The sequence below is a fragment of the Pseudarthrobacter woesei genome (genome assembly GCF_055412745.1).
In genome coordinates this window covers 181915-207945 of the sequence record NZ_JBVAYU010000005.1, presented here as the reverse complement: position 1 = coordinate 207945, position 26031 = coordinate 181915, and the positions used below count along the sequence as shown (strand labels likewise).

General features: G+C 68.1%; 24 protein-coding genes. 3 read left to right on the top strand and 21 right to left on the bottom strand.

Annotation, left to right across the window (positions count from 1 at the left end; translation table 11 throughout):
- Positions 1 to 116: 116 nt before the first annotated feature.
- From ACZYZE_RS09805 to ACZYZE_RS09775, 7 genes are all read right to left on the bottom strand, one after another.
- Positions 117 to 608 carry a CinA family protein gene (locus ACZYZE_RS09805; RefSeq protein ID WP_463907481.1) on the bottom strand — a complete coding sequence of 164 codons (492 nt, stop codon included), beginning with the start codon at positions 606 to 608 and terminating at the stop codon, positions 117 to 119.
- Entirely contained in the window at positions 605 to 1246 is a 642-nt protein-coding gene (gene pgsA / locus ACZYZE_RS09800) for a CDP-diacylglycerol--glycerol-3-phosphate 3-phosphatidyltransferase (RefSeq protein ID WP_459318699.1), read from the bottom strand. Before pgsA ends, ACZYZE_RS09805 begins: the two co-directional genes overlap by 4 nt.
- A gap of 9 nt (positions 1247 to 1255) precedes the next feature.
- Positions 1256 to 4210 carry an FtsK/SpoIIIE family DNA translocase gene (locus ACZYZE_RS09795; RefSeq protein ID WP_459318698.1) on the bottom strand — a complete coding sequence of 985 codons (2955 nt, stop codon included), beginning with the start codon at positions 4208 to 4210 and terminating at the stop codon, positions 1256 to 1258.
- 174 nt (positions 4211 to 4384) lie between these two features.
- Positions 4385 to 6076, bottom strand: a complete 1692-nt coding sequence (locus ACZYZE_RS09790; protein ID WP_459318697.1) for a ribonuclease J — start codon at positions 6074 to 6076, stop codon at positions 4385 to 4387.
- A 60-nt stretch (positions 6077 to 6136) separates the two neighbouring features.
- Positions 6137 to 7045, bottom strand: a complete 909-nt coding sequence (gene dapA / locus ACZYZE_RS09785) for a 4-hydroxy-tetrahydrodipicolinate synthase (RefSeq protein WP_463907480.1) — start codon at positions 7043 to 7045, stop codon at positions 6137 to 6139.
- Positions 7046 to 7140: 95 nt separating this feature from the next.
- Entirely contained in the window at positions 7141 to 7905 is a 765-nt protein-coding gene (locus tag ACZYZE_RS09780; RefSeq protein ID WP_463907479.1) for a carbon-nitrogen hydrolase family protein, read from the bottom strand.
- Between the two features lie 61 nt (positions 7906 to 7966).
- Positions 7967 to 8392 carry a hypothetical protein gene (locus tag ACZYZE_RS09775; RefSeq protein ID WP_463907478.1) on the bottom strand — a complete coding sequence of 142 codons (426 nt, stop codon included), beginning with the start codon at positions 8390 to 8392 and terminating at the stop codon, positions 7967 to 7969.
- A 104-nt stretch (positions 8393 to 8496) separates the two neighbouring features.
- On the opposite strand from ACZYZE_RS09775, the gene ACZYZE_RS09770 reads away from it, so the two are divergent.
- Entirely contained in the window at positions 8497 to 9732 is a 1236-nt protein-coding gene (locus tag ACZYZE_RS09770; protein WP_463907477.1) for a heparan-alpha-glucosaminide N-acetyltransferase domain-containing protein, read from the top strand.
- Between the two features lie 77 nt (positions 9733 to 9809).
- Here ACZYZE_RS09770 and ACZYZE_RS09765 read toward each other — a convergent pair whose 3' ends face one another.
- The 7 genes from ACZYZE_RS09765 to ACZYZE_RS09735 all read right to left on the bottom strand — a co-directional run bounded on the left by ACZYZE_RS09765 (position 9810) and on the right by ACZYZE_RS09735 (position 15539).
- Positions 9810 to 10289 (bottom strand): hypothetical protein, encoded by a 480-nt coding sequence (locus ACZYZE_RS09765; protein WP_463907476.1) that lies wholly within the window; start codon positions 10287 to 10289, stop codon positions 9810 to 9812.
- Positions 10290 to 10294: 5 nt separating this feature from the next.
- The gene (dapB, locus tag ACZYZE_RS09760) at positions 10295 to 11053 is read right to left on the bottom strand and encodes a 4-hydroxy-tetrahydrodipicolinate reductase (RefSeq protein WP_459318691.1); all 759 of its coding nucleotides are present in this window, start codon (positions 11051 to 11053) and stop codon (positions 10295 to 10297) included.
- 83 nt (positions 11054 to 11136) lie between these two features.
- Entirely contained in the window at positions 11137 to 11601 is a 465-nt protein-coding gene (locus ACZYZE_RS09755; RefSeq protein WP_463907475.1) for a molybdenum cofactor biosynthesis protein MoaE, read from the bottom strand.
- Positions 11591 to 12103 carry a MogA/MoaB family molybdenum cofactor biosynthesis protein gene (locus ACZYZE_RS09750; RefSeq protein ID WP_463907474.1) on the bottom strand — a complete coding sequence of 171 codons (513 nt, stop codon included), beginning with the start codon at positions 12101 to 12103 and terminating at the stop codon, positions 11591 to 11593. Before ACZYZE_RS09750 ends, ACZYZE_RS09755 begins: the two co-directional genes overlap by 11 nt.
- On the bottom strand, positions 12100 to 12621 hold the full coding sequence (gene moaC / locus ACZYZE_RS09745) for a cyclic pyranopterin monophosphate synthase MoaC (protein WP_463907473.1): 522 nt from the start codon (positions 12619 to 12621) through the stop codon (positions 12100 to 12102). Before moaC ends, ACZYZE_RS09750 begins: the two co-directional genes overlap by 4 nt.
- The gene (locus ACZYZE_RS09740) at positions 12609 to 13832 is read right to left on the bottom strand and encodes a molybdopterin molybdotransferase MoeA (protein WP_463907472.1); all 1224 of its coding nucleotides are present in this window, start codon (positions 13830 to 13832) and stop codon (positions 12609 to 12611) included. Before ACZYZE_RS09740 ends, moaC begins: the two co-directional genes overlap by 13 nt.
- Positions 13833 to 13871: 39 nt before the next feature.
- Positions 13872 to 15539 carry a molybdopterin-dependent oxidoreductase gene (locus ACZYZE_RS09735; RefSeq protein ID WP_463907471.1) on the bottom strand — a complete coding sequence of 556 codons (1668 nt, stop codon included), beginning with the start codon at positions 15537 to 15539 and terminating at the stop codon, positions 13872 to 13874.
- 118 nt (positions 15540 to 15657) lie between these two features.
- Between ACZYZE_RS09735 and moaA the strand changes: the two genes are divergently transcribed.
- Both moaA and ACZYZE_RS09725 read left to right on the top strand, forming a co-directional pair.
- A complete protein-coding gene (moaA, locus tag ACZYZE_RS09730; protein WP_459318685.1) occupies positions 15658 to 16794 on the top strand; it encodes a GTP 3',8-cyclase MoaA in 1137 nt (378 codons plus the stop codon).
- Positions 16795 to 16801: 7 nt separating this feature from the next.
- On the top strand, positions 16802 to 17068 hold the full coding sequence (locus ACZYZE_RS09725; protein ID WP_459318684.1) for a MoaD/ThiS family protein: 267 nt from the start codon (positions 16802 to 16804) through the stop codon (positions 17066 to 17068).
- 624 nt (positions 17069 to 17692) lie between these two features.
- Here the strand turns inward: ACZYZE_RS09725 and ACZYZE_RS09720 are convergent.
- The 7 genes from ACZYZE_RS09720 to ACZYZE_RS09690 all read right to left on the bottom strand — a co-directional run bounded on the left by ACZYZE_RS09720 (position 17693) and on the right by ACZYZE_RS09690 (position 25946).
- Positions 17693 to 18232 (bottom strand): DUF1579 domain-containing protein, encoded by a 540-nt coding sequence (locus ACZYZE_RS09720; protein WP_459318683.1) that lies wholly within the window; start codon positions 18230 to 18232, stop codon positions 17693 to 17695.
- Between the two features lie 59 nt (positions 18233 to 18291).
- Positions 18292 to 19635: a M16 family metallopeptidase gene (locus ACZYZE_RS09715; protein WP_459318682.1), complete on the bottom strand. Its 1344-nt coding sequence runs from the start codon at positions 19633 to 19635 to the stop codon at positions 18292 to 18294.
- Between the two features lie 109 nt (positions 19636 to 19744).
- Complete coding sequence (locus tag ACZYZE_RS09710; RefSeq protein ID WP_459318681.1) at positions 19745 to 21985, bottom strand: polyribonucleotide nucleotidyltransferase; 2241 nt, start codon at positions 21983 to 21985, stop codon at positions 19745 to 19747.
- A gap of 248 nt (positions 21986 to 22233) precedes the next feature.
- Positions 22234 to 22503: a 30S ribosomal protein S15 gene (gene rpsO / locus ACZYZE_RS09705; protein ID WP_069951170.1), complete on the bottom strand. Its 270-nt coding sequence runs from the start codon at positions 22501 to 22503 to the stop codon at positions 22234 to 22236.
- A gap of 186 nt (positions 22504 to 22689) precedes the next feature.
- Positions 22690 to 23973 (bottom strand): kynureninase, encoded by a 1284-nt coding sequence (locus ACZYZE_RS09700; RefSeq protein WP_463907513.1) that lies wholly within the window; start codon positions 23971 to 23973, stop codon positions 22690 to 22692.
- Between the two features lie 5 nt (positions 23974 to 23978).
- On the bottom strand, positions 23979 to 24833 hold the full coding sequence (gene kynA / locus ACZYZE_RS09695) for a tryptophan 2,3-dioxygenase (protein ID WP_463907470.1): 855 nt from the start codon (positions 24831 to 24833) through the stop codon (positions 23979 to 23981).
- 114 nt (positions 24834 to 24947) lie between these two features.
- Complete coding sequence (locus ACZYZE_RS09690; RefSeq protein ID WP_463907469.1) at positions 24948 to 25946, bottom strand: bifunctional riboflavin kinase/FAD synthetase; 999 nt, start codon at positions 25944 to 25946, stop codon at positions 24948 to 24950.
- Positions 25947 to 26031 lie beyond the last annotated feature (85 nt).

Genomic DNA, 26031 nt, shown 5'->3' with positions numbered 1-26031 from the left:
GGTTGAGGCGGACTACTGATGCTTTCATCCTAGGCGCCTCCTTTATTCGGAGGCGACACAATGTAACAACTAATGGGAATCGACTTTTGTTCCCGGCTACTTTACGCCCGGTAGCCTTATGATGCCAGAGCGTCGAGCAGTCGCTCCAGCGCGGCGCCGCAGGCCAGGGCGCGGATTTCAGGACGGGTGCCCTCGAAGCTGTACTCATACGACGTCGACCCCTCCGCGGTGGCGATCCCGATGAAGACAGCGCCGACGGCCTTGCCGCCGTGCGGTTCGGGGCCGGCGACGCCGGTCGTGGACACGCCGACGTCGGCCCCGCAGATCCTGCGGGCGCCGTCAGCCATGGCTTCAGCCACCTTACCGTCCACGGCGCCGACGTCGTCAAGGAGGTTCTGGGGCACGCCGAGCACCCGGGCCTTGACCGAGTTCTGGTACGCGACCACACCGCCCTGGAGCATCGCGGAGGCGCCGGGAGTGTCGGCAAGGACGGCAGCGACCATACCGGCGGTGAGCGACTCAGCGGTGGCCACGGTGAGGCCCCGACCGACCGCCCCGGTGACGGCCAGTTCAGCCATGCGGTGAAGATTGGGATGAAGATTGGTCATGGTTTGCCCTCCTGGACCTTCTGTTGCTCTGCCCGGATGCCGCTGGCGCGCAGCTTGAGGGCTTCGATGACGTACTGGCCCCCGGTCCAGACCGTGATCGCCACGGCCACCATCATGACCGCGAAGGCCACCGCCCCGAGCCACGGCGCCAGGGAGGCCAGCGGGATGATGTACAGGAAGATGGCCACCGTCTGGATGACGGTCTTGAGCTTTCCGCCGCGTGAGGCCGGGATCACCCCGTAGCGGATGACGAAGAAGCGCAGCGCGGTGACGCCCCACTCACGGACCAGGATCAGGACAGTGACCCACCACGGGAGCTCCTGGAGCACGGAGAGCATCACCAGGGCCGAGCCGATCAGGAGCTTGTCCGCGATCGGGTCGGCGATCTTGCCGAAGTCCGTGATGAGGCCGCGGCTGCGGGCGATGTCGCCGTCGAGCTTGTCCGTGTAGATGGCCACCGCGAACGTTGCGGCGGCGATCCAGCGCCAGATCCCGTTCTGGGCGTGCAGCCCCGGCGAGTCGAGAACGAGGAACCAGACAAAGAATGGCACCATCACAATCCGCAGCATCGTCAGGATGTTGGGCAGGTTCCAGATCCGCGGGGCGGACCCGGCGCTGTTTGCTTCGGCGCTAGTCACCTTCCTAGGCTACCGTCCGGTGAGCGACCAGGCGTCGTTGGAGCCGTTCTCATCATCGCCGGCGCCGGAGCCGTTGGCGCCGTCAGCGCCGTCGAAGTACTCGGTGTTCTGGCTCCGCCGGTCCAGGTCCGCGGCGACGAGGTCCTCCGCATACCCGCCCTGGGCGATGTTCGCGTTGGCGTTCTCGCTCAGCGCGGCAGTCTGGGAATCGGCGGTGGCGGGCACGTCCATGCCCTTCATGGCGGCGAGGACGGCGGCAAGGTCGTCCGGCTTGACCAGGACGTCACGCGCCTTGGAACCCTCGGAGGGGCCCACGACGCCGCGGGACTCCAGCAGATCCATCAGGCGGCCCGCCTTCGCGAAGCCGACGCGCAGCTTGCGCTGCAGCATCGAGGTGGAGCCGAACTGTGTGGTGACGACGAGTTCGGTGGCCTGGAGCAGGACCTCGAGGTCGTCGCCGATGTCGTCGTCGATCTGCTTCTTCGGCGCTTCGGGGGCGACGTCGTCACGGTAGACGGCCTTGAGCTGGCCCTTGACGTGCTCGACGACCTTGTGGATTTCCGACTCGGTGACCCAGGCGCCCTGGACCCGCATGGCCTTGGAGGCGCCCATCGGCAGGAACAGCGCGTCGCCCTGGCCGATGAGTTTCTCGGCGCCCGGCTGGTCAAGGACCACGCGGGAGTCGGTGACCGAGGAAGTCGCGAACGCCATGCGCGAGGGCACATTGGCCTTGATCAGGCCGGTGACGACGTCCACGGACGGGCGCTGGGTGGCCAGGACAAGGTGGATGCCGGCGGCACGGGCCAGCTGGGTGATGCGGACAATCGAGTCCTCGACGTCGCGCGGGGCGACCATCATGAGGTCGGCCAGTTCGTCCACGATCACCAGCAGGTACGGGTACGGCCGGATGACCCGCTTGGAACCCTCCGGCGGGTGGACCTTGCCGGCCCGGACGGCCTTGTTGAAGTCGTCGATGTGCTTGAAGCCGTAGTTGGCGAGATCGTCGTAGCGGGCGTCCATCTCCCTGACCACCCATTGCAGCGCCTCGGCGGCCTTCTTGGGGTTGGTGATGATGGGGGTGATGAGGTGCGGGACGCCTTCGTAGGCCGTGAGCTCCACGCGCTTGGGGTCCACCATCACCATGCGGACCTCGTCGGGCGTGGCACGCATCAGGATGGAGGTGATCATGGCGTTCACGAACGCCGACTTGCCGGCGCCGGTGGCGCCTGCCACCAGGAGGTGCGGCATCTTGGCGAGGTTGGCGACGACGTAGCCGCCCTCGACGTCCTTGCCGACCCCGATCACCATGGGGTGTTCGGTGCGGCGGGCATTCTGGCTCCGCAGCACGTCGCCGAGGGAGACGGTCTCGCGGTCCGTGTTGGGGATCTCGATGCCGATGGCGGACCGGCCGGGAATGGGGCTCAGGATGCGCACGTCCGAGCTGGCGACGGCGTAGGAGATGTTCTTGGACAGCGCCGTGACGCGTTCCACCTTGGTGCCCGGGGAAAGCTCGATCTCATAGCGGGTCACGGTGGGTCCGCGGCTGAAGCCGGTGACCTGCGCTTCCACATTGAACTGGTTGAGGGTCTCGGTCAGCGAGGCGACGATCGCGTCGTTGGCCTCGGTGCGCTCCTTGGGAATGGACCCCGGTGTCAGGACGTCCGACGGCGGCAGGGTGTACGTGACGTCGCCGGCGAGGGAGAGCTGCTCGGTGCGCTGCGGAATCGGTGTCGGCAGGGGTGGCGGCGTGACGGGCCGGGAGGGGACCTGGGCGGCAGCCGCGGCTGCCGAGGACACAACGTTGAGGGAACCGGCGGCCACCATGCCGGGGGTGACGAGTGGGATCGCTTCAGTGGCGTTCTCGCCCGCCGCTCCGGCAACACTGCCTGCTGCGGTACCCAGGCCCTGGGCCGCCTTGATCTTTTCGACGGCGATCTCGGCCTGCGTGGGCCGGCGCACGCCGGGTGCTACGGACTTGGAGCCGGTTGTGGAGCCTCCGGCGGATTTGGCGGCCTCGGCTTCTTCATCCTCGATGAGGGCACGTTCGAAGGCCTCGTCGCCGACGTAGCCCTCGAGGCCGGCGTCGGCGTCATGGTCCTTGCCGAAGAGGCGCCGGCGCTTCTTCTTCGCCGGGGCCGGAGCGTCGTTTTCGTACAGATAGCTGCGGTCGTGGCCGTCCCGGTTGTCGCCGTCGGCGGCCTGGAGGTCAATGCCCATGAGGTGCTCGTAGGCGTCGCGCAGCCGGCTCGGGATGGCCCCAAAGGGGGTGGCGGTGACGATCAGGAGGGAGGTGAAGGCCAGCAGGCTGTAGAACGCCACCGGGACGGCAGCGTGGATCGTGGCGAGTGGCGCCGCGGCGAGATAGCCGAGCATGCCGCCCGCATGGCGCAGTCCGTCGAAGCCGTCCGCGACGGTAGGCTGGCCGCCGATGATGTGGGCCAGGCCGCTGCCGGCGAAAATCATGATCAGGAAGCCGATGCCGATCCTGTTGTTTCCGCGGACGTCGTCCGGCTGGCGGAACAGCCGGAAGGCGCAGACGAAGAGCACGAGCGGCAGCAGCAGGGACATCCAGCCGAAGGTGCCGTTGACGATTCCGAAGACCATGTCCGGGAACCAGCCCCGGAAGCCCCACCAGGCAAAGGTGGCGATGAAGGCGCCGAGGGCGAGGTTGAACAGGGCTGCACCGTCGCGGCGCTCCCCGGGGGCGAGGTCGCTGACGTCGGAGCCGATCCGGCGGACGCCGGCGCCGACAACGTGGGCAACGCCCAGCCAGGCACCGGCCACCACCCGGACCAGCCAGGGCTGTTTGGGCTCGACGGCGGCCAGCTGGCGGGTGCGCGCGGTGCCTGCGGCTCCTCCGGACCTGCTGGTTTTGGACGCAGCCGGGCCGGAGCCCCGGGCCGGAGAGCTGCCTGATTTACCGCTGGAGTTTCCTCTAGGCGCGGAGGAAGTTCGTGTCGCCATACCCCCAACGGTACCCGACGACGGGCCGAAACCTGCGGATTTTCGGGCCTGCGCGGGGATCATGTTGCACCGGACGGGCACACAGAAACGGCCCTCCCGGACTGCCGCAGACGGAAGGCTGCGGGCCAGCCGGGAGGGCCGCCGTCGTGCTGGGCGTTACTGGGGCGGAGGCGCCTAGGCCTCCAGGACCACCGGGATGATCAGGGGCTTGCGGCGCAGCTTGCGGTTGACCCAGGTGCCGACGACGCGGCGGACAACCTGCTGCAGCTGGTGCGTGGTGTGGTCCGAGCGGTTGAGCACGGCCTCCTCCAGCGCGGCGTTGATCTTGGGGATGATCTCGTCGAAGACGGAGTCATCCTCGGCCACGCCGCGGGCGTGGATCTCCGGACCGGAGACCACCTTGCCGGTGGCGCGGTGGATCACGGTGATGATGGAGATGAAGCCTTCATCGCCGAGGGTCTGGCGGTCCTTCAGATCGGCGTCGGTGATTTCGCCAACGCTGGAGCCATCGACGTAGACGAAGCCGACCTCGACCTGGCCGACGATGTCCGCCTGGTGGTCACGGAGGTCGATCACGGTGCCGTTGTCCGCGAGGAGGATGCTTTCCTCGGGGACGCCGGAGTCCAGGGCGATCTTGCCGTTGGCGATCAAGTGGCGGGTTTCGCCGTGCACCGGCATTGCGTTGAGCGGCTCAAGGATGTTGTAGCAGTACAGCAGCTCGCCGGCGGCCGCGTGGCCGGAGACATGCACCTTGGCATTGCCCTTGTGGATGACGTCGGCGCCAAGCTTGAGCAGGCCGTTAATGATGCGGAAGACGGCGTTTTCGTTTCCCGGGATCAGGCTCGAGGCGAGGATGACGGTGTCGCCCTGGCCGACCACAACGCGGTGGTCGCCGTTGGCCATGCGGGACAGGGCCGCCATCGGCTCGCCCTGTGAACCGGTGGACATCAGTACCACACGGTTGTCCGGCAGGTTGTCGATGTTTTTAATGTCGACCAGGATTCCGGCCGGCACATCGAGGTAGCCGAGCTTCTCGGCGATCGCCATGTTGCGGACCATGGAACGGCCGACGAAGGCAACCTTGCGGTTGTGGTTGGCGGCAGCGTCCAGGACCTGCTGGACGCGGTGGACGTGCGAGGAGAACGAGGCCACGATCAGTCGCTTGGAGGCCTGGCCGAAGAGCCGGTCCAGGGTGGGGCCGATGTCCTTTTCGGCGGTGGTGAAGCCCGGCACATCGGCGTTCGTGGAGTCCGACATAAACAGGTCCACGCCTTCTTCGCCCAGCTTGGCGAAGTGGCGGAGGTCCGTGATGCGGCCGTCCAGCGGCAGCTGGTCCATCTTGAAGTCGCCGGTGTGCAGCACGGTGCCGCCGGCCGTGCGGATGAACACGGCGAGGGCATCGGGGATCGAGTGGTTGACGGCGACGAATTCGCATTCGAAGGGGCCGAACTTTTCAACCTGTCCCTCGGTGACCGTCTGCAGGACGGGCTTGATCCGGTGCTCCTGCAGCTTCGCCTCGATGAGGGCCAGCGTCAGCCGGGAGCCCACCAGGGGAATGTCGGCGCGCAGGCGCAGCAGGTACGGGACGGCGCCGATGTGGTCCTCGTGGCCGTGGGTCAGGACGACGGCGACGATGTCAGCGAGGCGGTTCTTGATGTAGGAGAAATCGGGCAGGATCAGGTCGACACCGGGCTGGGTCTCCTCCGGGAAGAGGACACCGCAGTCGACGATGAGGAGCTTGCCGTCAACCTCGAAGACGGTCATGTTGCGGCCGATCTCGCCCAGGCCGCCGAGCGGAACAATCCGCAGGGTGTCCTTGAGCAGTTTCGGCGGCGTGACAAGGCCGGGAAGGGCGGTTTGGGTCATAATGCACTACTTTCCAGGCAGGATCCGGCCTGGTCTTTGCCGATCGGAAACAACACCCGATCAGGAAAAGACCATTCCGGCTTCCGCCAAGTCCTCGCGGATGGTTTCGATCTCGGCGTCGCCCGGCTCCACGAGGGGCAAACGGACAACCGAGTTGGGCAGGACTCCCTGCCACTTAAGAACTTGCTTCGCAGCAACAGCACCCTGGCTATGGGTCATCACTGCACGGACCACAGGGTCCAGTTCGAAATGTATGGTGCGGGCGGCAGCAAAGTCGCCCGCAAGTGCGGCATCAATCATGGCGCGAAACTGACGCGTCGCGACGTGCGCGGTGACGCTGACGAGGCCGACTGCGCCGGCTGCCATCCACGGCAGGGTCAGTCCGTCGTCGCCGGAGTAGACGTCGAGGTCGGTGTTCGCGAGCACGCGGGTGACGGCGGCAAAATCCGCTTTGGCGTCTTTGAGCGCAATAATGTTCCGGTGCTCCGCGAGCCGGATCATGGTTTCCGGCAGGATCGGGACGCAGGCGCGGCCGGGAATGTCATAGACCATCACCGGAAGATCCGCCGCGTCAGCGACGGCTTCGATGTGGGCCCGGATGCCGGCCTGGCTCGGCTTGTTGTAATACGGGGTGACGATCAGCTGGCCGTGCGCCCCGGCCTTGACGGCCCGCTTGGCCATCTCGACCGAGTGCGAGGTGTGGTTGGTGCCGGTACCGGCAATGACCTTGGCGCGGTCCCCGACGGCCTCGACAATGACGCGGAACAGCTTTTCCTTCTCGTCATCTTCCAGGGTCGAGGTCTCCCCCGTGGTGCCGGAAACAACGAGGGCATCGTTGCCGTCGTCGACGAGCTTGTTGGCCAGCTCCGCGGACTGCTGATAGTCGACGTCACCGTCGGAAGTGAACGGCGTGACCATGGCGGTCACAAGGGTTCCGAACGTGTAAGAGCGAATATCAGAGTCAGCCATATGAAAAACGTTACCCTGTCCCCGGCATGTTATAACAATGCCGGGGACGTGATGAAGATCAAACCCGGCCGGCGGGCGTCTCCTGAGCCCGGCGTTCAGGCCCGCGGTTGTTCAAGAACACCGTGCTCAAGTACACCGTGCTGCAAGGTCGCGGTCAGCACCTCGGTCCCGGTCCCGGCCGCCGTGCGGATGGCGAGCCCGTCCGGCCCCCAGACGCCGCTGCATCCTGCGGACGGACCAAGCGGCGTGATGCCGCCCAGATTTGCCAGCACGCTGAACATCCGGTTGTCCCTGGCCCGCGCACCGAGATGCAGGGCGAGCCGGTGCTCGTCGCCGGCGGTGTAGAGGGCCGAGACCGCGTAGACGTCCGCGCCGTTGTCAGCTGCGGCGCCGGCATGCGCGGGGTGGGCTGCATCGAAGCAGATCGCCAGGGCGATTTTCCAACCGTCGAGGTCCACGACGACAACCCGCTCCCCAGCACGGAAGAGCTCATTCTCGGGCCCGTGCAGCCGCATCTTGAAGCCGGCTTCGATCACGCCGGAGGGGTGCACGGCGAGCGATGCAAGCCGAGGCGTGCCGTCCGTTTCTTTGAAGGGGGCTCCGAAGACGGCCGTGATCCCGGTCCGGCGGCAGATTTCGCGCAGGCTGTCCAGCCTGGTATCCCCGGCCGTCACCCACTGCTGCGGATCCGCGAGCAGCTCCAGCTCATAGCCGGTGAGGGACAGTTCCGGAAAGACCACGAGCCGTGCGCCGTGATCGTCCGCATCCTCGATCAGGCGAACGTGCTCCGGCACGTTGGCGGCGACGCCGCCGTCGAGGGCCCGGTACTGGATGGCGGAGAGCGTCAGCGCTGTGGTCACCCTGCCATCCTAGGCATTGCTCCGGTCTCACGGCAGGCACCGGCAACGGACTCCCTGCAGCTCACCCCGCCGGCGCCGCCCTGGCGGACGGTCCGGCGGACTGTCCGGCGGACGGTGCGGCGCAATACCGGCCGACGGCGTTCTCCCGCAGGGATTCGGCCCAGGCGGCCAGACGCTGAGCCGCGCGCACATAGTGGAACAGTTCGGTCGGCGTGAGGGCTTCAAGGTCGGTCTCAGCGAGCCGGCGGGCCAATTCGGCGCCGGGCGGCTGGGCCGACAGGGCCGTCCCCTCGCGGCGCCACTGGACATCCTCGGCAGAATTGCCGGCGACCAGGCGCCGGAAGAGGAAGTCCACGACGCCGGGACTCATTGCTTTGAGGACCCCCGCCGTCCCATCTCCGGAGCTGCGCTGCTCACAAACGCGCTCGTCGGAGGGCGTGTCCCCAAAGGGTCGGTCCTGGATGGATGGCTTCGGTACGTTGTCCATGGCCCCATGTTATTAGAACATATATTCGAATGCAAGGGCTTCCACCCGCCCTGGCCGCCTACTGTTCAAAGCTTCGGCACAGCCTAATATGAGACGATCGAACGATGACCCCGCGCGGAATGGCTCCTACATCCCGGACCGCCAAGGGCAAGACTGCCGGCGCCCGGCTGACGGGCATCGATGCCGCCCGTGGGCTGGCCCTGCTCGGAATGATGGCCACGCATGTTCTGCCGACCTTCGAATCCGATGCGCAGCTCACCCCCACCTGGCTCGGGCTCGTTTTCTCCGGACGCGCCTCGGCGCTGTTCGCCGTACTGGCCGGGATCGGCCTGGCGCTTTCAACAGGGAAGCAGCAGCCGCTGCAGGGCACGGACCTGTGGGCCGCCCGCCGGGGAATCGCGCTCCGGGCCCTCGTGGTCGGCGCCGTCGGACTCTCCATCGGCGGACTCGAGGTGAACATCGCTATCATCCTGGTCCACTACGCCGTGCTGTTCCTTTGCGTTCTGCCGTTCCTCGGATTCGACGTCAAACGCCTGCTCGTCCTTGCTGCCGGCTGGGTGCTGATCACGCCCGGACTCGCCTTCCTGCTCCGGCCCTGGCTGCTCACGGCCACACCACCCCTGCAGCTGGGCCACAACCCCAAGTGGGAGGACCTCTCCACGCCGGCCGCCCTGCTCGGCGACCTCTTCCTGACCGGCTACTACCCGGTTTTCCAGTGGATCGCCTACCTCCTGATCGGGCTCGCCATTGGCAGGCTGGCACTCACGACGGCGGCCGTTCCGGTCCTGCTGCTGGCGGCAGGTACCGCTGTGGCGGTCCTGGCCAAGTGGCTCAGTCTCGTGATGATGGAGGACTGGGGCGGCCGGGCAGCCCTGCAGGCTCAACTGGCCGATCCCTCGTACCCGCTGAAGAGCCTCCTGGAGGTTAATCTGGCTGGCATCGACCAGTCCGGCTCCCCCTGGTGGCTCGCCACAAGCGCGCCGCACTCCGGCACCACGCTGGATCTGCTGCACACCTCCGGGGTGGCGGCCGCCGTCGTCGGCGTGTGCCTGCTGCTGGGCCGGCTCGCCCAGGGTGCCAAGCGGGATGCGCTGCTTCCGCTGCGGGGTGCCGGCGCCATGACCCTGAGTCTGTACACGGCCCATCTCTGCGTGATGGCGTCCCTGTACGGCCAGCCGCTGCCGTCCGGGTGGACGGTGGAGGGCGTCTACTGGGTCCAGGCGGCCGCCGTTGTGCTGATCGGCGGGATCTTCGCGGCGATGTCCTGGCGGGGTCCGCTGGAATGGGTTGCCCATGCCGCCAACCAGCTCGGCCGGTACCGGCCCGCCAGGATCCGGTAGCCCCGGATCCACTAGTGCCGGATCGGTAATCCGGGCCGGTGGCGCCGCCGGTCAGGCCTGGGCGATGGGCCTGGGTCTTAGGCTTTCGGTGCGTCGCGGAACAGCCGGACAGCGTCCCGCATCGAGGCGCGGGCCCGCTTGCGGTCGCCGGCGGCATCGTAGGCGCAGCTGAGCCGGAACCATGAGCGCCAGTTCTCCGGCGCCGCTTCCGTCTCGACGCGGTACTTCTCGAACTCGGCGTCGGCTGCCTCCCGAATGATCCGTCCGGCCGGGGTGCGCGGCAGATTGTCTTCCGGCAGCCCGCCCTCGGCTTCCAGGATCCTGGCCATTTGTTCGGTCCGGACGCCGAACAGCAGTTCCCGCAGCAGGGCCCAGGCGCCGATGACGGGCAGGGCAAGGTAGGCCACACCGATGGCCTTCGCCATGGGGTTCTCGTCCGTCATCAGCAGCACCGAGCGCTGGAAGGACACCACCAGATAGAACACCAGCAGCAGGGTGACGGCGCCAACCCAGATCTTGGTTCGGTTTGCTTTCAGGGCGGTCAGCACAGTGGCCACGGCGCTCAGAGCCCCAGGTCCAGGTAGCCGTCGAGGCCCACGGTGAGGCCCGGGTTCGCCGCAACGCTGCGGATTCCCAGCAGGACGCCGGGCATAAAGGAGGCGCGGTCGAAGGAATCGTGCCGGAGGGTCAACTGCTCCCCGGGACCGCCGAGGAGGACTTCCTGGTGCGCTACGAGGCCGCGGAGCCGGACACTGTGGACGCGGACGCCGTCGACGTCGCAGCCGCGCGCGCCGGGGCGTTCGCTGGTGGTAGCGTCCGGGCCGGGCGCGACGCCGGCGGCGGAGCGCGCGGCGGAGATCAGCTGGGCGGTGCGCACGGCCGTTCCCGAGGGAGCGTCCACCTTGTCCGGGTGGTGCAGTTCGATGATTTCCACCGATTCGAAGTATCGGGACGCTTTGGCCGCGAAGGCCGTGGCGAGCACGGAGCCCAGGGCGAAGTTCGGGGCGATCAGGACTCCCACACCGGGCTTGCCGGCGAGGAGATCCTCGAGCCGACCCAGCCGGTCCTTGTCCCAGCCGGTGGTGCCGACGACGGCGTGGATGCCGTGCTCGACGGCGAAGCGGACGTTGGCTTCGGTGCTTTCCGGGACTGTCAGGTCCACCATGACCTGCGCGCCGGATTCGACCAGGCTGTCGAGGGAATCGTTCCGGCCCAGCGCGGCGACAAGCAACAGGTCCGCGGATGCCTCGACGGCCTTCACCGCTTCGGCGCCCATGCGCCCATTCGCGCCCAGCACGGCGACTGCGAGTTGTTCGGTCATGCCATCAACCCTACCGCCGGGGCGGGTGCCGCCTTGAACCGGGGCCCCTGCGTTACAGGCACCCACGGCCGGCCATCAAGGGCTTAAGCCCCTGCTCCGACCCACTCCACCGTGCCGTCGGCGAAGAACTGTTCCTTCCAGATGGGAACCTGCGCCTTGATCCGGTCCACGAGCTCCGAGCAGACCTCGAAGGCCTGGCCGCGGTGCGAGGCCGAGACCGCGCAGACGAGCGCGGGGTCGCCGATCTCGAGCATCCCGATCCGGTGCGCCACCCAGATCCGGACCGGCCCGCCGCCAGGAACCCCGGCGGCCGCCTGTTCGGCCACCAGGGACGCGACGACGTCGGCCATCACCTGGTGCGCCGTCGGGTGCGCGCTGTAGCTGAGCCGCTCTACCGGTCTGCCGCCGTCGTGGTTGCGGACCACGCCGCTGAAGCTGACCACGGCGCCGGCGGTATCCGATTCGACCGCGGCGATGGCCCGGTCCACGGAGAGGGGCTCGGCGCTCAGCACGGCGTGGACCACGTCAAAGGTTGATTCAGTGGCCATGGCTGCCTTCCAGCTGGTCGCAGAGGTGCCCGAGAATGGGATCCAGCACGCCCAGGCCGTCCATAACGCCCTTCGGGGATCCGGGGAGGTTGACGATGAAGGTCTGGCCGGCCGCGCCGGCGTGGCCGCGGCTAAGCATGGCCATCGGGGTCTTGCTCATCCCGACGCTCCGGATGCCTTCCATAACGCCGGGGATCTCGCGGTCCAGCAGGGGCAGGGTCTGTTCCGGGGTGGCGTCGGTGGGACTGAGACCGGTGCCGCCGCTGGTAATGATGACGGCCGGCGCCTGGCTCAGGAGGGCGCGCAGGGCGGCGCCGACGGCCGCCCCGTCCGGGACCACCATCACCGGAAAAGGTTCGAAGCCGTGTTCCGTGAGCCAGTCAATGATGACCGGCCCGGTGAGGTCCTCGTAGATTCCGGCCGCGGCCCGGGTGGAGGCGATGACGACGCCGGCCTTCCGCCCGGTGGCTTCACCGTGACGGTGTGGTTCGGGCATGTTCATAGTGTCCAGTCCCCGCTCTTGCCGCCGCTTTTGGCGAGCACTTTGATGTCGGTCAGCACCGCGTGTTTGTCCACGGCCTTGATCATGTCGTACACGCTGAGGGCGGCCACCGAGGCGGCGGTCAGCGCTTCCATTTCGACGCCGGTGACGCCGCGGGTTTTGACCGTGGCAAACACGGTGACCATGTCGGTGCCGAGCTCGAAGTCGACCGTCACCTTCGCGATCGGCAGCGGGTGGCACAGCGGGATGAGCTCGGGGGTCTTTTTGGCGGCCATGATGCCGGCGACGCGGGCGACGGCGAGGGCGTCGCCCTTGGGCAGGTCCCCGGAGCCGAGGAGGGCCAGGACCTCGGCCGTGGTGCGGACCGTGGCGGTGGCCGTGGCCTCGCGCGTAGTTTCGGCCTTGTTGGACACATCCACCATCTGGGCCGTGCCGTCCTGGCGCAGATGCGTCAGGACGGATTGTGCTGTTCCGGCGGTATTTGTTGGGAGGTCTTCTGCTTGGTTCACAGCATCCATACTTCCACCTCTGCGCCCGCGGCGAGCGCGGCAGTTCCTTCCGGCACATGCACGAGCGCATTGGAGTGCGCCAGGGCGCTGACCAGGTGCGAGCCGGCGCCGCCTTCCAGCCTGACCGTACCGTCCGGTAGGAGCGTGCCGCGCCGGACCTGGTGTTTGCCCGGCGGGGACGCCAGCGCCTCGGCCAGCCGCGCCCGGACCGCCGGGCGCGGCGCCGGTGAGCCGAACAGGGCGCCGAGCACCGGGCGGAGGAACATTTCGAAGGATACGAGGCAGCTGACCGGGTTCCCCGGAAACCCGAGGACGGGGACGCCGTCGAACATTCCGATCCCCTGCGGCCCGCCGGGCTGCAGGGCGACTCCGAGGAACTCGACGTCGTGTCCCTCCATCGCCTGCCGGACCACCTCGTAGGCGCCCTTGCTGACGCCGCCAGTGGTGACGATGAGGTCAACGTCCGGCGTGTGCCGGCGCAACAGGGCGGCGAGCTCCTCCGGGCGGTCGGTGGAGATCCCGGTCCTGGTCACCTCGAGTCCGGCCTGCCGCATGGATGATTCGAGCAGGGTGGCGTTGGAATCGTAGATCTGGCCCGGCCCCAGCGGGCTGCCGGGTTCAACGACTTCGTCCCCGGTGGTGACCAGGAGGATCCTCAGTGCGCGGTAGGCGGGCACCTCGGTGAAGCCCAGGGCTGCGAGTAGTCCCAGCTGTCCGGGCCCGAGGAAGGTCCCGGCCGCAAGCGCCGACTCCCCGGTGCGGATATCGCTGCCGGCAGGCCGGACAAAGTTCCCTGCCGCGGCGGCGGGCAGGCGGACCGTGGCCGGCTGCCCGGGGACGGGAAACGAATCGGGCACGGCCAGTTCAATCTGGACGACGGCGTCCGCTCCGGGGGGCATCATCGCGCCGGTCATAATCGGGACGGCGGTGCCGGGGGCCAGCTCCGCCGGGGCGGTGCCGGCGGGGACGGGAGCGCCGACGCGCAGCTCCGCGCCGCCGTCGGGCACGTCGGTGCTGCGGATCGCGAAGCCGTCCATCTGCGAGTTCGCGAAAGGCGGCAGGTCCAGCGGAGCCACGATGTCCGCTGCCAGTCCCCGGCCGAGAGCCGCGAGGAGCGGGAGCCGTTCGATCCGGTCCGGCCGGCGGAGCGGGGCCAGCAGCCGGCGGACTGCTTCGCGGTGCGCTTCCACGCTGACGTGCCGTGTCTGGGTGCGGTGCATACGTTGGTGACCCCTCATTTAACCCCGTGGTGTAGACCGTTAGGACTTCACGTCAACTCTAACCGTGTGATAGCCGGTGGCACCGTTGGGCACTACGGGGGCGCGGTCCTCCACCTGCGTGGCGCCGCCAAGGTCCGTGGCCCGGACCTGGACCTCGTACCGCCCCGGAGTCAACGGCAGCCCCAGCCTCCACTGGTACCAGGTGTCCTTGGAGATACCCGGGGCCAGCTCGGCCTCCTGCCATTCGCCGCGGTTGACCCGGAGCTCCACCTTGCCGATCCCGGTGTGCTGCGCCCAGGCGACGCCGCCGAAGGCCACGTTCCCGGCCGTCACGGAGCGCCCGTCCCGGGGAACGTCGATGCGGGAGGAGGTCTTGATGGGACCCCGCTCGGACCAGCCCCGGGGTGTCCAGTACCCAACGTCGTCCGCGAAGCGTGTGACCTTGAGTTCGGTGACCCATTTGGTCGCCGACACGTAGCCATAGAGGCCGGGTACGACGAGCCGGGCGGGGAAGCCGTGCTCCAGCGGCAGCGGCTCACCATTCATCCCGACCGCCAGGAGCGCATCACGGCTGTCTGTGAGCACCTCCAAAGGGGTCCCGGCGGTCCAGCCGTCCGTGCTGCGGGAGAGGACCATGTCCGCCCCGGCTTTCGGCCCGGCCAGCGCCAGCAGCTCGCGGACCGGCCAGCCGAGCCAGCGGGCGTTGCCGATCAGGTCCCCGCCCACCTCGTTGGAGACGCAGGCGATGGTCACGTGCCGTTCGATCAGGGGCTTGGCCAGCAGTGCCGCAAAATCCAGTTCCACCTCGCGCTCCACCAGGCCGGTGACCTTCAGCGTCCACTGGCCCGGATCCACCACCGGGACGCGCAGCGCGGTGTCGATCCGGTAGAAGTCCTTGTTGGGAGTGACGAGCGGGCCGATGCCGTCCAGCCGCAGCTCCGCCCCGGCCGGGACCGGCGGTGCGGGCGAAGCTGGTGAGGGGAGCACGAGCTTGCTGCGCAGTTCACTGACGACGGCGGCGGCTCCCCTTATGGTTGTGGCCAGCACCCCGGCAAGGGCGGCGACGGCGGCGGTCCCGCCGAGCGTCTGCAGGAATCGGCGCCGGGCGGGGCCTTCTGGCAGGGCGGGCTGGTGCGGGGCGGGGTCCTGCGGGGCGGGGCTGTCCTGGACGGGGATGTCCTGCCACTCCCCCAGCCGCCGGATCAGCCAGCGCAGCAGCACCATACCCGCCACGGCTACCAGCAGCGGGACCGGGACCGCGTTGGCGGTCAGTTCGGTGCGGCTCAGCACGGCCATGAGGCCCACCACCCCGAACACGGCGATGATGGCCACGCCGGCGAAACGGCGGCGACGCTCCACTATTCCGGCCATGGCCGCCAGCGCGGCGATGGCCAGGGCCATGCCGCCCAGCAGCGCAACCTTGTCCGCGGTGCCGAAGAGTGCGATGGCCCAGTCCTTAACCCCCGGCGGGACGGCGTCAATCACGGCGCCCCCCACGGCCGTCACCGGCGAGACGGAGGGGCTTACGATCCCGGCGGCAAGTTCGCCCAGGGCCACGCCCGCACCGACGGCGACGACGCCGGACGCCGCGGCCCACGAGCTCTGGTGCCGGCCGGAGGTGCGCCGGGACGGGTTCCGACGCCCGGGCCGTGGGAGCCGCTGTCGGGCGGCAGCCGCTGTGTCCGGCGGGCTCTGCGAGGTGTTCATCCCTCCAGCATAGGTTCGCCGGCGGTCCGGGGCACCGCGAAGGCGTCCTGCCGCCACCCGCAGAATCCCGTGGCTCAGCGGGCGTGATGCCGGGGCCGAGGTGGCGTAGCCTGACTTTATGAGTGTTCAACTTGGCATGCCCCAGCCGCGCGCGGATGACGGCCCCGGCACAGGCGCTTCCGGGCCGCCGCTGCCCGGGCGCCCGGCCGGACTGGCCCCCGGGCTGGTGGACCGCTACGGCCGCCGCGCCACGGACATGCGGCTCTCGCTGACGGACAAATGCAATCTGCGCTGCACCTACTGCATGCCCGCCGAAGGCCTGGAATGGCTCTCCAAGCAGGCCGCGATGTCGGCGGAGGAAATTGTCAGGATCGTGCGGATCGGCGTCGACATGCTCGGTGTGCGCGAGCTGCGGCTCACCGGCGGGGAGCCGCTGGTCCGCGCCGACCTGCTGGCCATCATTTCCGCGCTCCGCCAGGCCCACCCGGACCTGCCGATCTCCATGACCACGAACGCCGTCGGACTGGACAAGAAGGCCGCCGGGCTGAAGGCTGCCGGACTCTCCCGGATCAACGTCTCACTGGACTCGCTCCACGAGGAAACCTTTGCGAAGCTGACCCGCCGCCCGTTCCTGAATAAAGTCCTGGCCGGCGTGGACGCGGCCTGGGCCGCCGGGCTGGGCCCCGTAAAACTCAACGCCGTGCTGATGCGCGGCATCAACGACGTCGAGTCCCCGGCCTTGCTGGCCTGGGCGCTGGACCGCGGCTACGAACTGCGTTTCATCGAGCAGATGCCCCTCGACGCCGACCACGGCTGGACCCGCCGGAACATGATCACGGCCGCGGAAATCCGGGAGCTGCTCTCCGTGGACTATGTGCTGGGCGCGGACCCGCGGGACCGCGACGGCGCGCCGGCTGAACGCTTCGAAGTCCGGGCCCGGGTTCCCGGCTCGGCCGGGGCCACCGGCCCGGTGCTGGGCACCGTCGGGATCATCGCCTCCGTGACCGAGCCGTTCTGCTCGGACTGCCGCCGGACGCGCATCACCGCGGAGGGCAAGATCATGAGCTGCCTGTTCTCCCGCGAGGAAGTGGATCTGCTGGGGCTGCTCCGCGAAGGCGCCAGCGACGAACAGCTCGCCGAGCGCTGGCAGGACGCCATGTGGATCAAGCCCAAGGCGCACGGCATGGGCCACGTCGGACTGGATGCTCCTGACTTCGTCCAGCCGGACCGCAGCATGAGCGCCATCGGAGGCTGAACCACCCGTGAACGTACGTTACTTCGCTGCCGCGCGCGCTGCAGCCGGTGTGGACGAGGAACGCTATGACCTGGCCGACGGCGACACACTTGCCTCGCTGCTGGCGGCGATCCTTGCCGTCGAACGCCCGGAACCGCCGGCCGGGACACCGCCGCTGGCCCGGCTCCTGTCCCGGAGCAGCTTCCTGCTCAACGAAGTCGCCGTCCGGAACCGGGCGGCGGCGCTGAAGCCGGACGACGTCGTGGACGTGCTGCCGCCGTTCGCCGGCGGCTAAACGGCGCCCGCTCTCTCAGGTGCGGCGGCGTCCTCGGTCACGCGCCCGCAGGACATGCCCATTCCTCGCACCCGGGCCCGGGCATAACCGGGCTATGTCCACCCGCCGGCCGCGGCGCTGGGCATGTCCGGTCCAAGGGGCATTTTTGTTTACGTGGCCGGGCGCGGGCAGCCAGCGGCCGCTTTCCTTCCCGGCCGCGCTCCTTCCCTGCCGCGCTCCTTCCCGGCTGCCGCCGCCCGGCCGCCAGCCGGCCCGGGAAAAGCCCGGATTCCCGCGCGTTTGGCCTTTGGGGGCCGAAGCAACCGGGGAGGACCGACACTGCACGGGCGCGCGGGGCATGTCCGGCCACGCGTTGGTGTCTCCGGCGGCGGGGAGCCGGGCCGCACTGCGGGAGGACATGCCCAGTCCCCGCACCCGGGACCGGGCACAACCGGAACACGTCCACCCGCCGGCCCCTGCGTGGGGCATGTCCCTGAGCCCGGCCATCCCACACCCTTGGACCTCTGCCCCCGACGAAGCAACGGAAATGCCCACTAGGCGCCGCATACACGACCACTTGTGGGGGCCAACCCTGGGTCAAAGGGCCCGGGAAGCTAGCGCAGCGGAATCCGACGGCCGGAATCTTCAGGCGGCGGCGTCCCCGGTCACGCGGCGGCAGACCGAGGACATGAACGGGGTGAACGTACTCGCCTTGCCCAGGCGCAGTCCGGCGCTGTGCGTCAGCACGCCGTCGTCCACCCGGAAGGTGTGCCGCGCGGTGCCGCGATCGCTGCGCCGCTCCATCGTGAGGGTGCCCTCCTGCCAGCTGGCGCGCGCCGGCGCCTCCCGGGGCAGGCCCATGCTGTTGACGTGGTAGAAGAAAGTGTCCGGGCGGTCGGGGTCCATGGTGAACACACCGTGGCCCTCGGAGCGGGAGCCGTCGGCGTCCGTGTGCCGGTAGCTGTGGGTGACGGCCAGCCCGGCGGCAGCGCGGGCGAACGTCAGTTCGACGGCGGCAGCACGCGCAGGGCCCCAGGGCGTGGCCTCCCACTGCGTGGTTCCGGCCCAATGCCCCAGGAACGCCTCAAGCGCCTCGTGTGCACTGCCTGGCAGCGGCCGGTCCATCTGTTCCTCCCAGCGGAGTTCCTCTCGGGTGAGCCCGTCCCCATCATCACGCGGCGCCACCTGCCGTGTCTACCGCGCCGCGTCCTGCCAGTCCGGCGGAAGCCCAGCGGAGCCCCAGCTCAGAGGCCGAAGGTCTCGGTTTCCTCGAAGGGACCCACCACGGTGACGGTCCGCGGGGCGGCTGCGAGTTCGCGGGCCAGCTCTTGGACTTCGGCCGCGGTCACGGCCTTGATCTGGCGCAGCGTCTCGTCGATATCCTGATACTCGCCGGAGACCAGCTCGGCACGGCCCAGCCGGGACATCCTGGATCCGGTGTCCTCGAGGGCCAGCACAATCCCGCCGCAGAGCTGCCCGACGGCCTTGCGGAGCTCCTCGTCGGAGATGCCGCCCTCGGCCAGGTGGTCCAGCTCGGCGCCGAGGAGTTCCAGGACCTGGCGGACCTTCGACGGCGTGCAGCCGGCGTACATGCCGAAGTAGCCGGCGTCGGCATAGGAGGAGGCAAAGGAATAGGTCGAGTAGACCAGCCCGCGCTTCTCCCGGACCTCCTGGAAGAGCCGGGAGGACATGCCCCCGCCCAGCACTGCGTTGAGCACGCTCATGACGAAGCGGCGCTCATCGGTGGCGACGATCGTGGGGCAGCCCATGATGATGTTGGCCTGCTCCACGGGACGCTTGACCACGTGCAGCCCGGCAGTTCCGGTAATGTCCGCCCGCTCGGTCGAACGCCGCTGCACCGGGGCGGCGTCGGCTTCCAGGCTCCAGCCGGCGGTGTGCAGGGCGTCCACCACAAGCCCGCACACGACGTCGTGGTCCAGCCCGCCGGCTGCGGTGATGACGAGCTCGTCCGGCCGGTAGTAACGGCGGTAGTGGTCCCAGACCGAGTCGCGGGCGACGGCGCGGATGGCGTCCGGGGTGCCGCCGATCGGGCGGCCGAGCGGGTGGGTGCCGAGGACCGCGGCGACGAAGTGCTCATGGGCGACGTCGGTGGGGTCGTCGCTGTCCATCGCGATCTCCTCGAGGATGACGTCGCGTTCCTGCTCCATCTCCCGCGGGTCCAGCACGGCGCCGGTGATCATGTCCGCGATGACGTCGATGGCCATCGGCAGGTCGGTGTCCAGCACGCGGGCGAAGTAGCAGGTGCTTTCCTTCGCGGTGGCCGCGTTGGACTCCCCGCCCACCTCGTCGAAGGCTGAGGCGATCTCCAGCGCGGTGCGGCGCTTGGTGCCCTTGAACAGGAGGTGCTCCAGGAAGTGGGTGGAGCCGTGCTGGCCGGGAGCCTCATCGCGGGAGCCGACGGCCACCCAGAAGCCGATGGTTGCCGAGCGCTGGCCCGGCATCGCTTCGGTCAGGACGCGGACTCCGCCGGGCAGGACCGAGCGGCGCACCTCGGAACCGCCGTCGGCGCCATGGATCAGGGTGTCAGTGTGCTGGTTCTGCTCAAGCGGCAGGGGGACGACAGTCATCAAGGCCTTTCAGTAAAAACGTGCCAAATCTGCCTGCAATCGTACCTTTAACGGCGGCGGGGCCGGTGGAATGATCCACCGGCCCCGCCGTCACTAGCTGCAGTGCTAACTACTCTGCGGACTCCAGGGAGACCTCAGCGTCGTTGGCGTCTTCCCCGTCAGCCACAACGGGAGACAGGGAGAGCTTGCCGCGGTCATCGATCTTGGTGATTTCCACCTGGATCTTCTGGCCGACGGAGACGACGTCGTCGACGTTGTCCACGCGCTTGCCACCGGCGATCTTGCGCAGTTCGGAGATGTGCAGGAGGCCGTCCTTGCCCGGAGTCAGGGAAACGAAGGCGCCGAAGGTGGTGGTCTTGACGACCGTGCCCAGGTAGCGCTCGCCGATTTCCGGGATCTGCGGGTTGGCGATGGCGTTGATCGCGGACCGTGCTGCGTCGGCAGACGGGCCGTTCGTGGCGCCGATGTAGACCGTGCCGTCATCCTCGATCGAGATGTCGGCTCCGGTGTCTTCCTGGATCTGGTTGATCATCTTGCCCTTCGGGCCGATGACCTCGCCGATCTTGTCTATCGGGATCTTGACCGCGATGACGCGCGGCGCGAACTCGGAGAGCTCGTCCGGAGTGTCGATCGCGGAGTTCAGGACGTCCAGGATGTGCAGGCGCGCTTCGCGGGCCTGCTTCAGCGCGGCTGCCAGGACCGAGGCGGGGATGCCGTCGAGCTTGGTGTCCAGCTGGATGGCCGTGACGAACTCGGAGGTACCGGCAACCTTGAAGTCCATGTCGCCGAAGGCATCTTCGGCGCCGAGGATGTCGGTCAGGGCGGCGTAGCGGGTCTGGCCGTCGACCTGGTCGGAAACCAGGCCCATGGCGATACCGGCAACAGCGGCCTTCAGCGGCACGCCTGCGTTGAGCAGGGACAGCGTGGAGGCGCAGACGGACCCCATCGACGTCGAACCGTTGGAGCTGAGAGCCTCAGACACCTGGCGGATAGCGTAGGGGAACTCCTCGCGGGACGGCAGCACCGGCATGATGGCGCGCTCCGCGAGGGCACCGTGGCCGATTTCGCGGCGCTTCGGGGAACCGACGCGGCCGGTCTCGCCGGTGGAGTACGGCGGGAAGTTGTAGTTGTGCATGTAGCGCTTGCGCGTCACGGGAGACAGCGAGTCGATCTGCTGTTCCATCTTGAGCATGTTCAGCGTGGTGACACCCATGATCTGGGTCTCGCCGCGTTCGAAGATGGCCGAGCCGTGGACGCGGGGCAGAACCTCAACCTCGGCGGTGAGCTGGCGGATGTCCGTCAGGCCGCGGCCGTCGATGCGGATCTGGTCCGTCAGGATGCGCTGGCGCACAACGTGCTTGGTGACGGAGCGGAAGGCTGCGGACAGCTCCTTCTCGCGGCCTTCGAACTGGCCGGCCAGGGAAGAGGTGACCTCGTCCTTGAGCGCGTCGGAAGCGGTGTCGCGTTCCTGCTTGTCGGCGATCTGGAACACAGCGGCCAGCTTCTCGGCGGCAGCAGACTCCACGGCGGCGTAAACGTCGTCCTGGTAGTCCAGGAAGACGGGGAACTCGACGGTCGGCTTGGCGGCGCGTGCTGCCAGGTCGGACTGGGCGTCGCAGAGAGCCTTGATGAACGGCTTCGCGGCCTCGAGGCCTTCCGAAACAACCTCTTCGGTCGGGGCGGTGGCGCCCTGTTCCTTGATGAGGTTCCAGGAGTTGTCCGTGGCTTCGGCTTCAACCATCATGATGGCAACGTCGTCGTTCTTGACGCGGCCGGCAACCACCATGTTGAAGACGGCGTTCTCGAGCTGGGAGTGCTTCGGGAATGCGACCCACTGCGAACCGTGCTCGTCGGCGATCAGGGCAACGCGGACGCCGCCGATCGGGCCGGAGAACGGCAGGCCGGAGAGCTGGGTGGACATCGAGGAAGCGTTGATCGCTACCACGTCGTAGAGCTCGTCCGGGTTGATGGACAGCACGGTGACCACGATCTGGACCTCGTTGCGCAGGCCCTTGACGAAAGCGGGACGCAGCGGGCGGTCCATCAGGCGGCAGGCGAGGATCGCTTCCGTGGAGGGACGGCCTTCGCGGCGGAAGAACGAGCCCGGGATGCGGCCGGCGGCGTACATACGCTCTTCGACGTCGACAGTCAGCGGGAAGAAGTCGAAACCTTCACGCGGGTGCTTGCCGGCGGTGGTGGCGGACAGCAGCGCGGTCTCTTCGTCGAGGTAGACCATCGATGCGCCGGCTGCCTGCTTGGCAAGACGGCCGGTTTCAAAGCGGATTACACGCTTGCCGAAGCGGCCATTATCAATGACTGCTTCTGAGAACTGGATTTCGGGACCCTCCATAGAGAGTCACCTCCGTTTCATGGTTCACGGAGTCCAGCCGCATCAACCCAGCCCAGCATCTGTCTGCTGGACTGCACTGCACCCGGTCATCGATCGAGACCCTCGGGCCTGGGCAACATCGCCTGAAGCCGTTCCCGGAGATCACTACCGAAGACCGCGAATGCGTGATGCGGTTGATCCTCCTGTTGAGTTTTTGATTGAAGAAGGCGGCCCTTTCCGTCGCGGAAGGGGCCGCCCCTTAAAGCTGACTAGCGGCGCAGGCCGAGACGCTCGATGAGCGCACGGTAGCGGGTGATGTCAGTGTTCTTGAGGTAGGTCAGCATGCGCTTGCGGCGACCAACCATGGCCAGCAGACCGCGCTGGGTGTGGTAGTCGTGCTTGTGCACCTTCATGTGCTCAGTGAGATCCTTGATCCGCTGAGTCAGGACCGCGACCTGGACCTCCGGCGAACCGGTGTCGCCCTCGGACGTTGCGAAATCCTGGATGATGGACGTCTTTACAGCGGCTTCAAGTGCCACGATAACTCCTAGAGATGTGCCGTGAGGCCCGAATCAGTAACTCACTGCCGGGGGTGCTGCGCCGGTATTCCTCCTCCGAAGAGAGGGTTGCCCGTACACAACAAGAACCAGCCGCCACGGACTGCAGCCGGATCCAACGTTTAGTTTACCGGCACGCCGCTAATCTTGTCGAAACGGCCGGTCCTGCTACGTTCCGGAAGAGCCCTCTGCCAGCCGTTCGCGGATGGCGGCCACACCCCGGTACAGCTCGGTGAAGGACGTACTCAGCGGCGAGAGCCCGATCCGGAGGCCGTACGGCGCCCTGAAATCCGGGATCACGTCCTGCTCCCACAGTGCGGCGGTCATCTCCCGGAACGCGGGGTGGTCCACGGTGATGTGGCTGCCCCGAAGCTCCGGATCCCGCGGCGTCGAGAGCGTCACGCCCGCCGGCGCGAGCCAGGCGTCGTGGAGTTCGACGGCGAACGCGGTCAGCAGCCGGGACTTTTCCCGGACCGCGGCCATGCCCACCTCCTCGAGTAAGTCCAGGGTGCCACGAAGGGCGAGCATCCCGAAGATGGCCGGGGTGCCGCTGAGGAAGCCGCGGATGCCGGCGGCTGCCTCGTAGCCGGGGCCCATCTCGAAGGCGTCCTTGCGTCCCATCCAGCCCCAGATCGGCTGCTGGAGGCCGGGAAGGTGCCGGGCGTTGACGTAAGCGAACGCGGGCGAGCCCGGTCCCCCGTTGAGGTACTTGTAGGTGCAGCCGGCGGCGAAGTCGACGTCGGCGGCGTCCAGGCCGATCTCCACCGAACCGGCGGAATGGCACAGGTCCCACACCACCAGCGCACCGGCGTCGTGCACGGCGGCGGTGATACCCGGCAGGTCCGCGAGGAAGCCGGAGCGGTAAGCGATCTGGCTCAGGACCACCACGGCGGTGGCCGGGCCCGTGACGGCCCGCACCTGGTCGACGGTGACGCCGGAGGAGGGATCGGCGTCGATCCAGCGCAGCGTGAGTCCCTCTTCGCCGGCGATGCCCTCGACGAGGTAGCGGTCGGTGGGGAAGTTGTCCGTGTCCAGCACGATTTCCGTGCGGGCAGGGTCCGTGACGGCGGCCAGTGCGGCCCGGATCAGCTTGTACAGGACCACTGTGGTGGAGTCGGCGATGATGGTCTGCCCCGGTGCGGTACCGAGGACCGCCCGGCCGAGCTGGTCGCCGATGACCTGCGGGAGCTCCAGCCATTCCTCGTCCCAGCCGCGGATCAGCCGGCCGCCCCAGCTGTCCTGGATGAAGCTGCCGATGTCCGTAACGGTGCGCTTGAGCGGGCGGCCCAGGGAGTTGCCGTCGAGGTAGGAGAGTTCCGTGTCGTTGCCGATGAAGTGGTCGCGGTAGGCGGCGAGCGGATCAGCGGCGTCGAGCTGGCCGGCGCGCTGCAGCAGGGCTGTGTTGTCCCCGGCGGTGGCCGCTGCCGCCGGCCCCGCCGTTTCCGGGGTCAGGGCGCTCACTGGCCGATCTCCGTCCGGACGGCGAAAAGTTCGGGGAAGAAGGTCAGCTCGAGGGCCTTCTGCAGGAACGCGGCGCCGCTGGAACCGCCGGTGCCGGACTTCATGCCGATGGTGCGCTGCACCGTGCGCAGGTGCCGGAAGCGCCAGAGCTGGAAGTTGTCCTCGAGGTCCACGAGTTCCTCGCAGGCCTCGTAGGCGCCCCAGTTGTCGGCCGCGTTTTCGTAGATGTACTTGAAGACCGGGACCAGCTCGGCGCAGAACTCGTGCGCCTGGGTGACATCGCGCTCCAGCAGGGACGCCGGGACGTCGAAGCCCTGGCGCTTGAGGTAGGCCAGGAAGTCATCGTAGATGCTCGGCGATTCAAGGAGTTCCAGCAGCATTGTGTGGGCTTCGGGGTCGGATTCGAAAACCGGGAGCATCTTGCGGTTCTTGTTCCCAAGCAGGAACTCCACCGCGCGGTACTGGCTGGACTGGAATCCGGAGGAGTTGCCCAGGAAGCCCCGGAACTGCGAGTACTCCGTGGGCGTGAGCGTGGCGAGCACGGACCACTGCTCGGTCAGCGTCTTCTGGATGTGCTTGACCCGGGCGATCGCCTTCAGCGCGGAGCCGAGGTCGTCGTTGCGGAGCCAGGCGGCGGCGCTGCGGAGCTCGTGCAGGACCAGTTTCAGCCACAGCTCGGTGGTCTGGTGCTGGATGATGAACAGCATCTCGTCATGGTGTTCGGGGGCACTGACCGGCTGCTGCGCGCTGAGCAGCGTCGGCAGCTGCAGGTAGGACGCGTAGCTCATCCGGGAACTGAAGTCGCGGACAATATCCTTGTCCAGCTCCCGCGTGTTTTTCTCAATCGTCACGTCTCGTGCCTTCCTTGCCGATTGGCGGTAAATCTACCCTTGAAGTGGCCGGACCAGCGGCCGGCGGAGCGGCCGGCTTCCGGCCGCAGCTCAGTCGCGGGCTAGCGTAGAAAATCAGTGGGCGAACAGGATTTCGTGGGTCTGGACCACGTCCAGGCGTATCTGGTCCACCAACGCTTCAGGGCCACGGTACGCCACCATCCCCCGCAGCCGCGCGACGAATTCCACCACTACTGTCTGGCCGTACAGATCGAAGTCCTCCACGGCCTCTTCCGGGCGGTCGATCACATGCGCCTCGACCTGCCGGCTGACGCCGTCGAACGTCGGGTTGGAGCCGACCGAAATAGCGGCGGGCCAGCGGGTGCCGGCCTGGTCCACGAGCCAGCCCGCGTAGATTCCGTCCGCCGGAATGTAGCCGCTGGACTGCGGCGCCAGGTTGGCTGTGGGGAACCCTAGGTCGCGGCCGCGCGCGGCGCCGTGGACCACCTCGCCGCGCATCCGGTGCGGCCGGCCGAGGACGGCGGCCGCGGTGGCGACGTCGCCCTCCCGCAGGGCCTCGCGCACCCAGGTGGAGGAGCAGCGGCGGTCCTTGCCGGCGTCGTCGTCGTTCGGACCGCTGTGGAGCGGGAAGCCCTCGGAGCCGAACTCGCTGATGACCAGTACCTCGAAGCCGAGCTTCTTGCCGAGATCCTGCATGGTTATTAGGTCCCCGGAGTTGCCTCGGCCGAAGCGGGCGTCGTGGCCGATCACAACGTGGCTGGCCTTGAGGCTGCTGACCAGGATGTCGGCGACGAATTCTTCGGGTGTGAGGCTGGCCAGCTCCAGTGAATACTTCATCACGAGCACGGCGTCGAGGCCTACTTCGCCGAGGGCCACGAGTTTGTCTTCCAGGCCCATGATCAGTTCAGGGGCAGACTCGGGGCGGTGGACCTGTGCCGGGTGCGGATCGAAGGTGATGGCGACGGCGCGGGCCTGGTTCAGGCGGGCGATCCGGATGAGTTGGGAGAGCACCTGCTGGTGGCCGCGGTGCACACCGTCGAAGTTTCCAAACGTGACGACGGAGGGACCAAAGTCCGCCGGGACTTCGGACGGATCGTTCCAAATGTGGACCATCAACCTCGCCTTTTTGCTTCCTGCCATGAGCTCCTCCGGAGAATCGTGCCGGCTCCGGAACTCTCTAAGATTACCTGCTAACGGG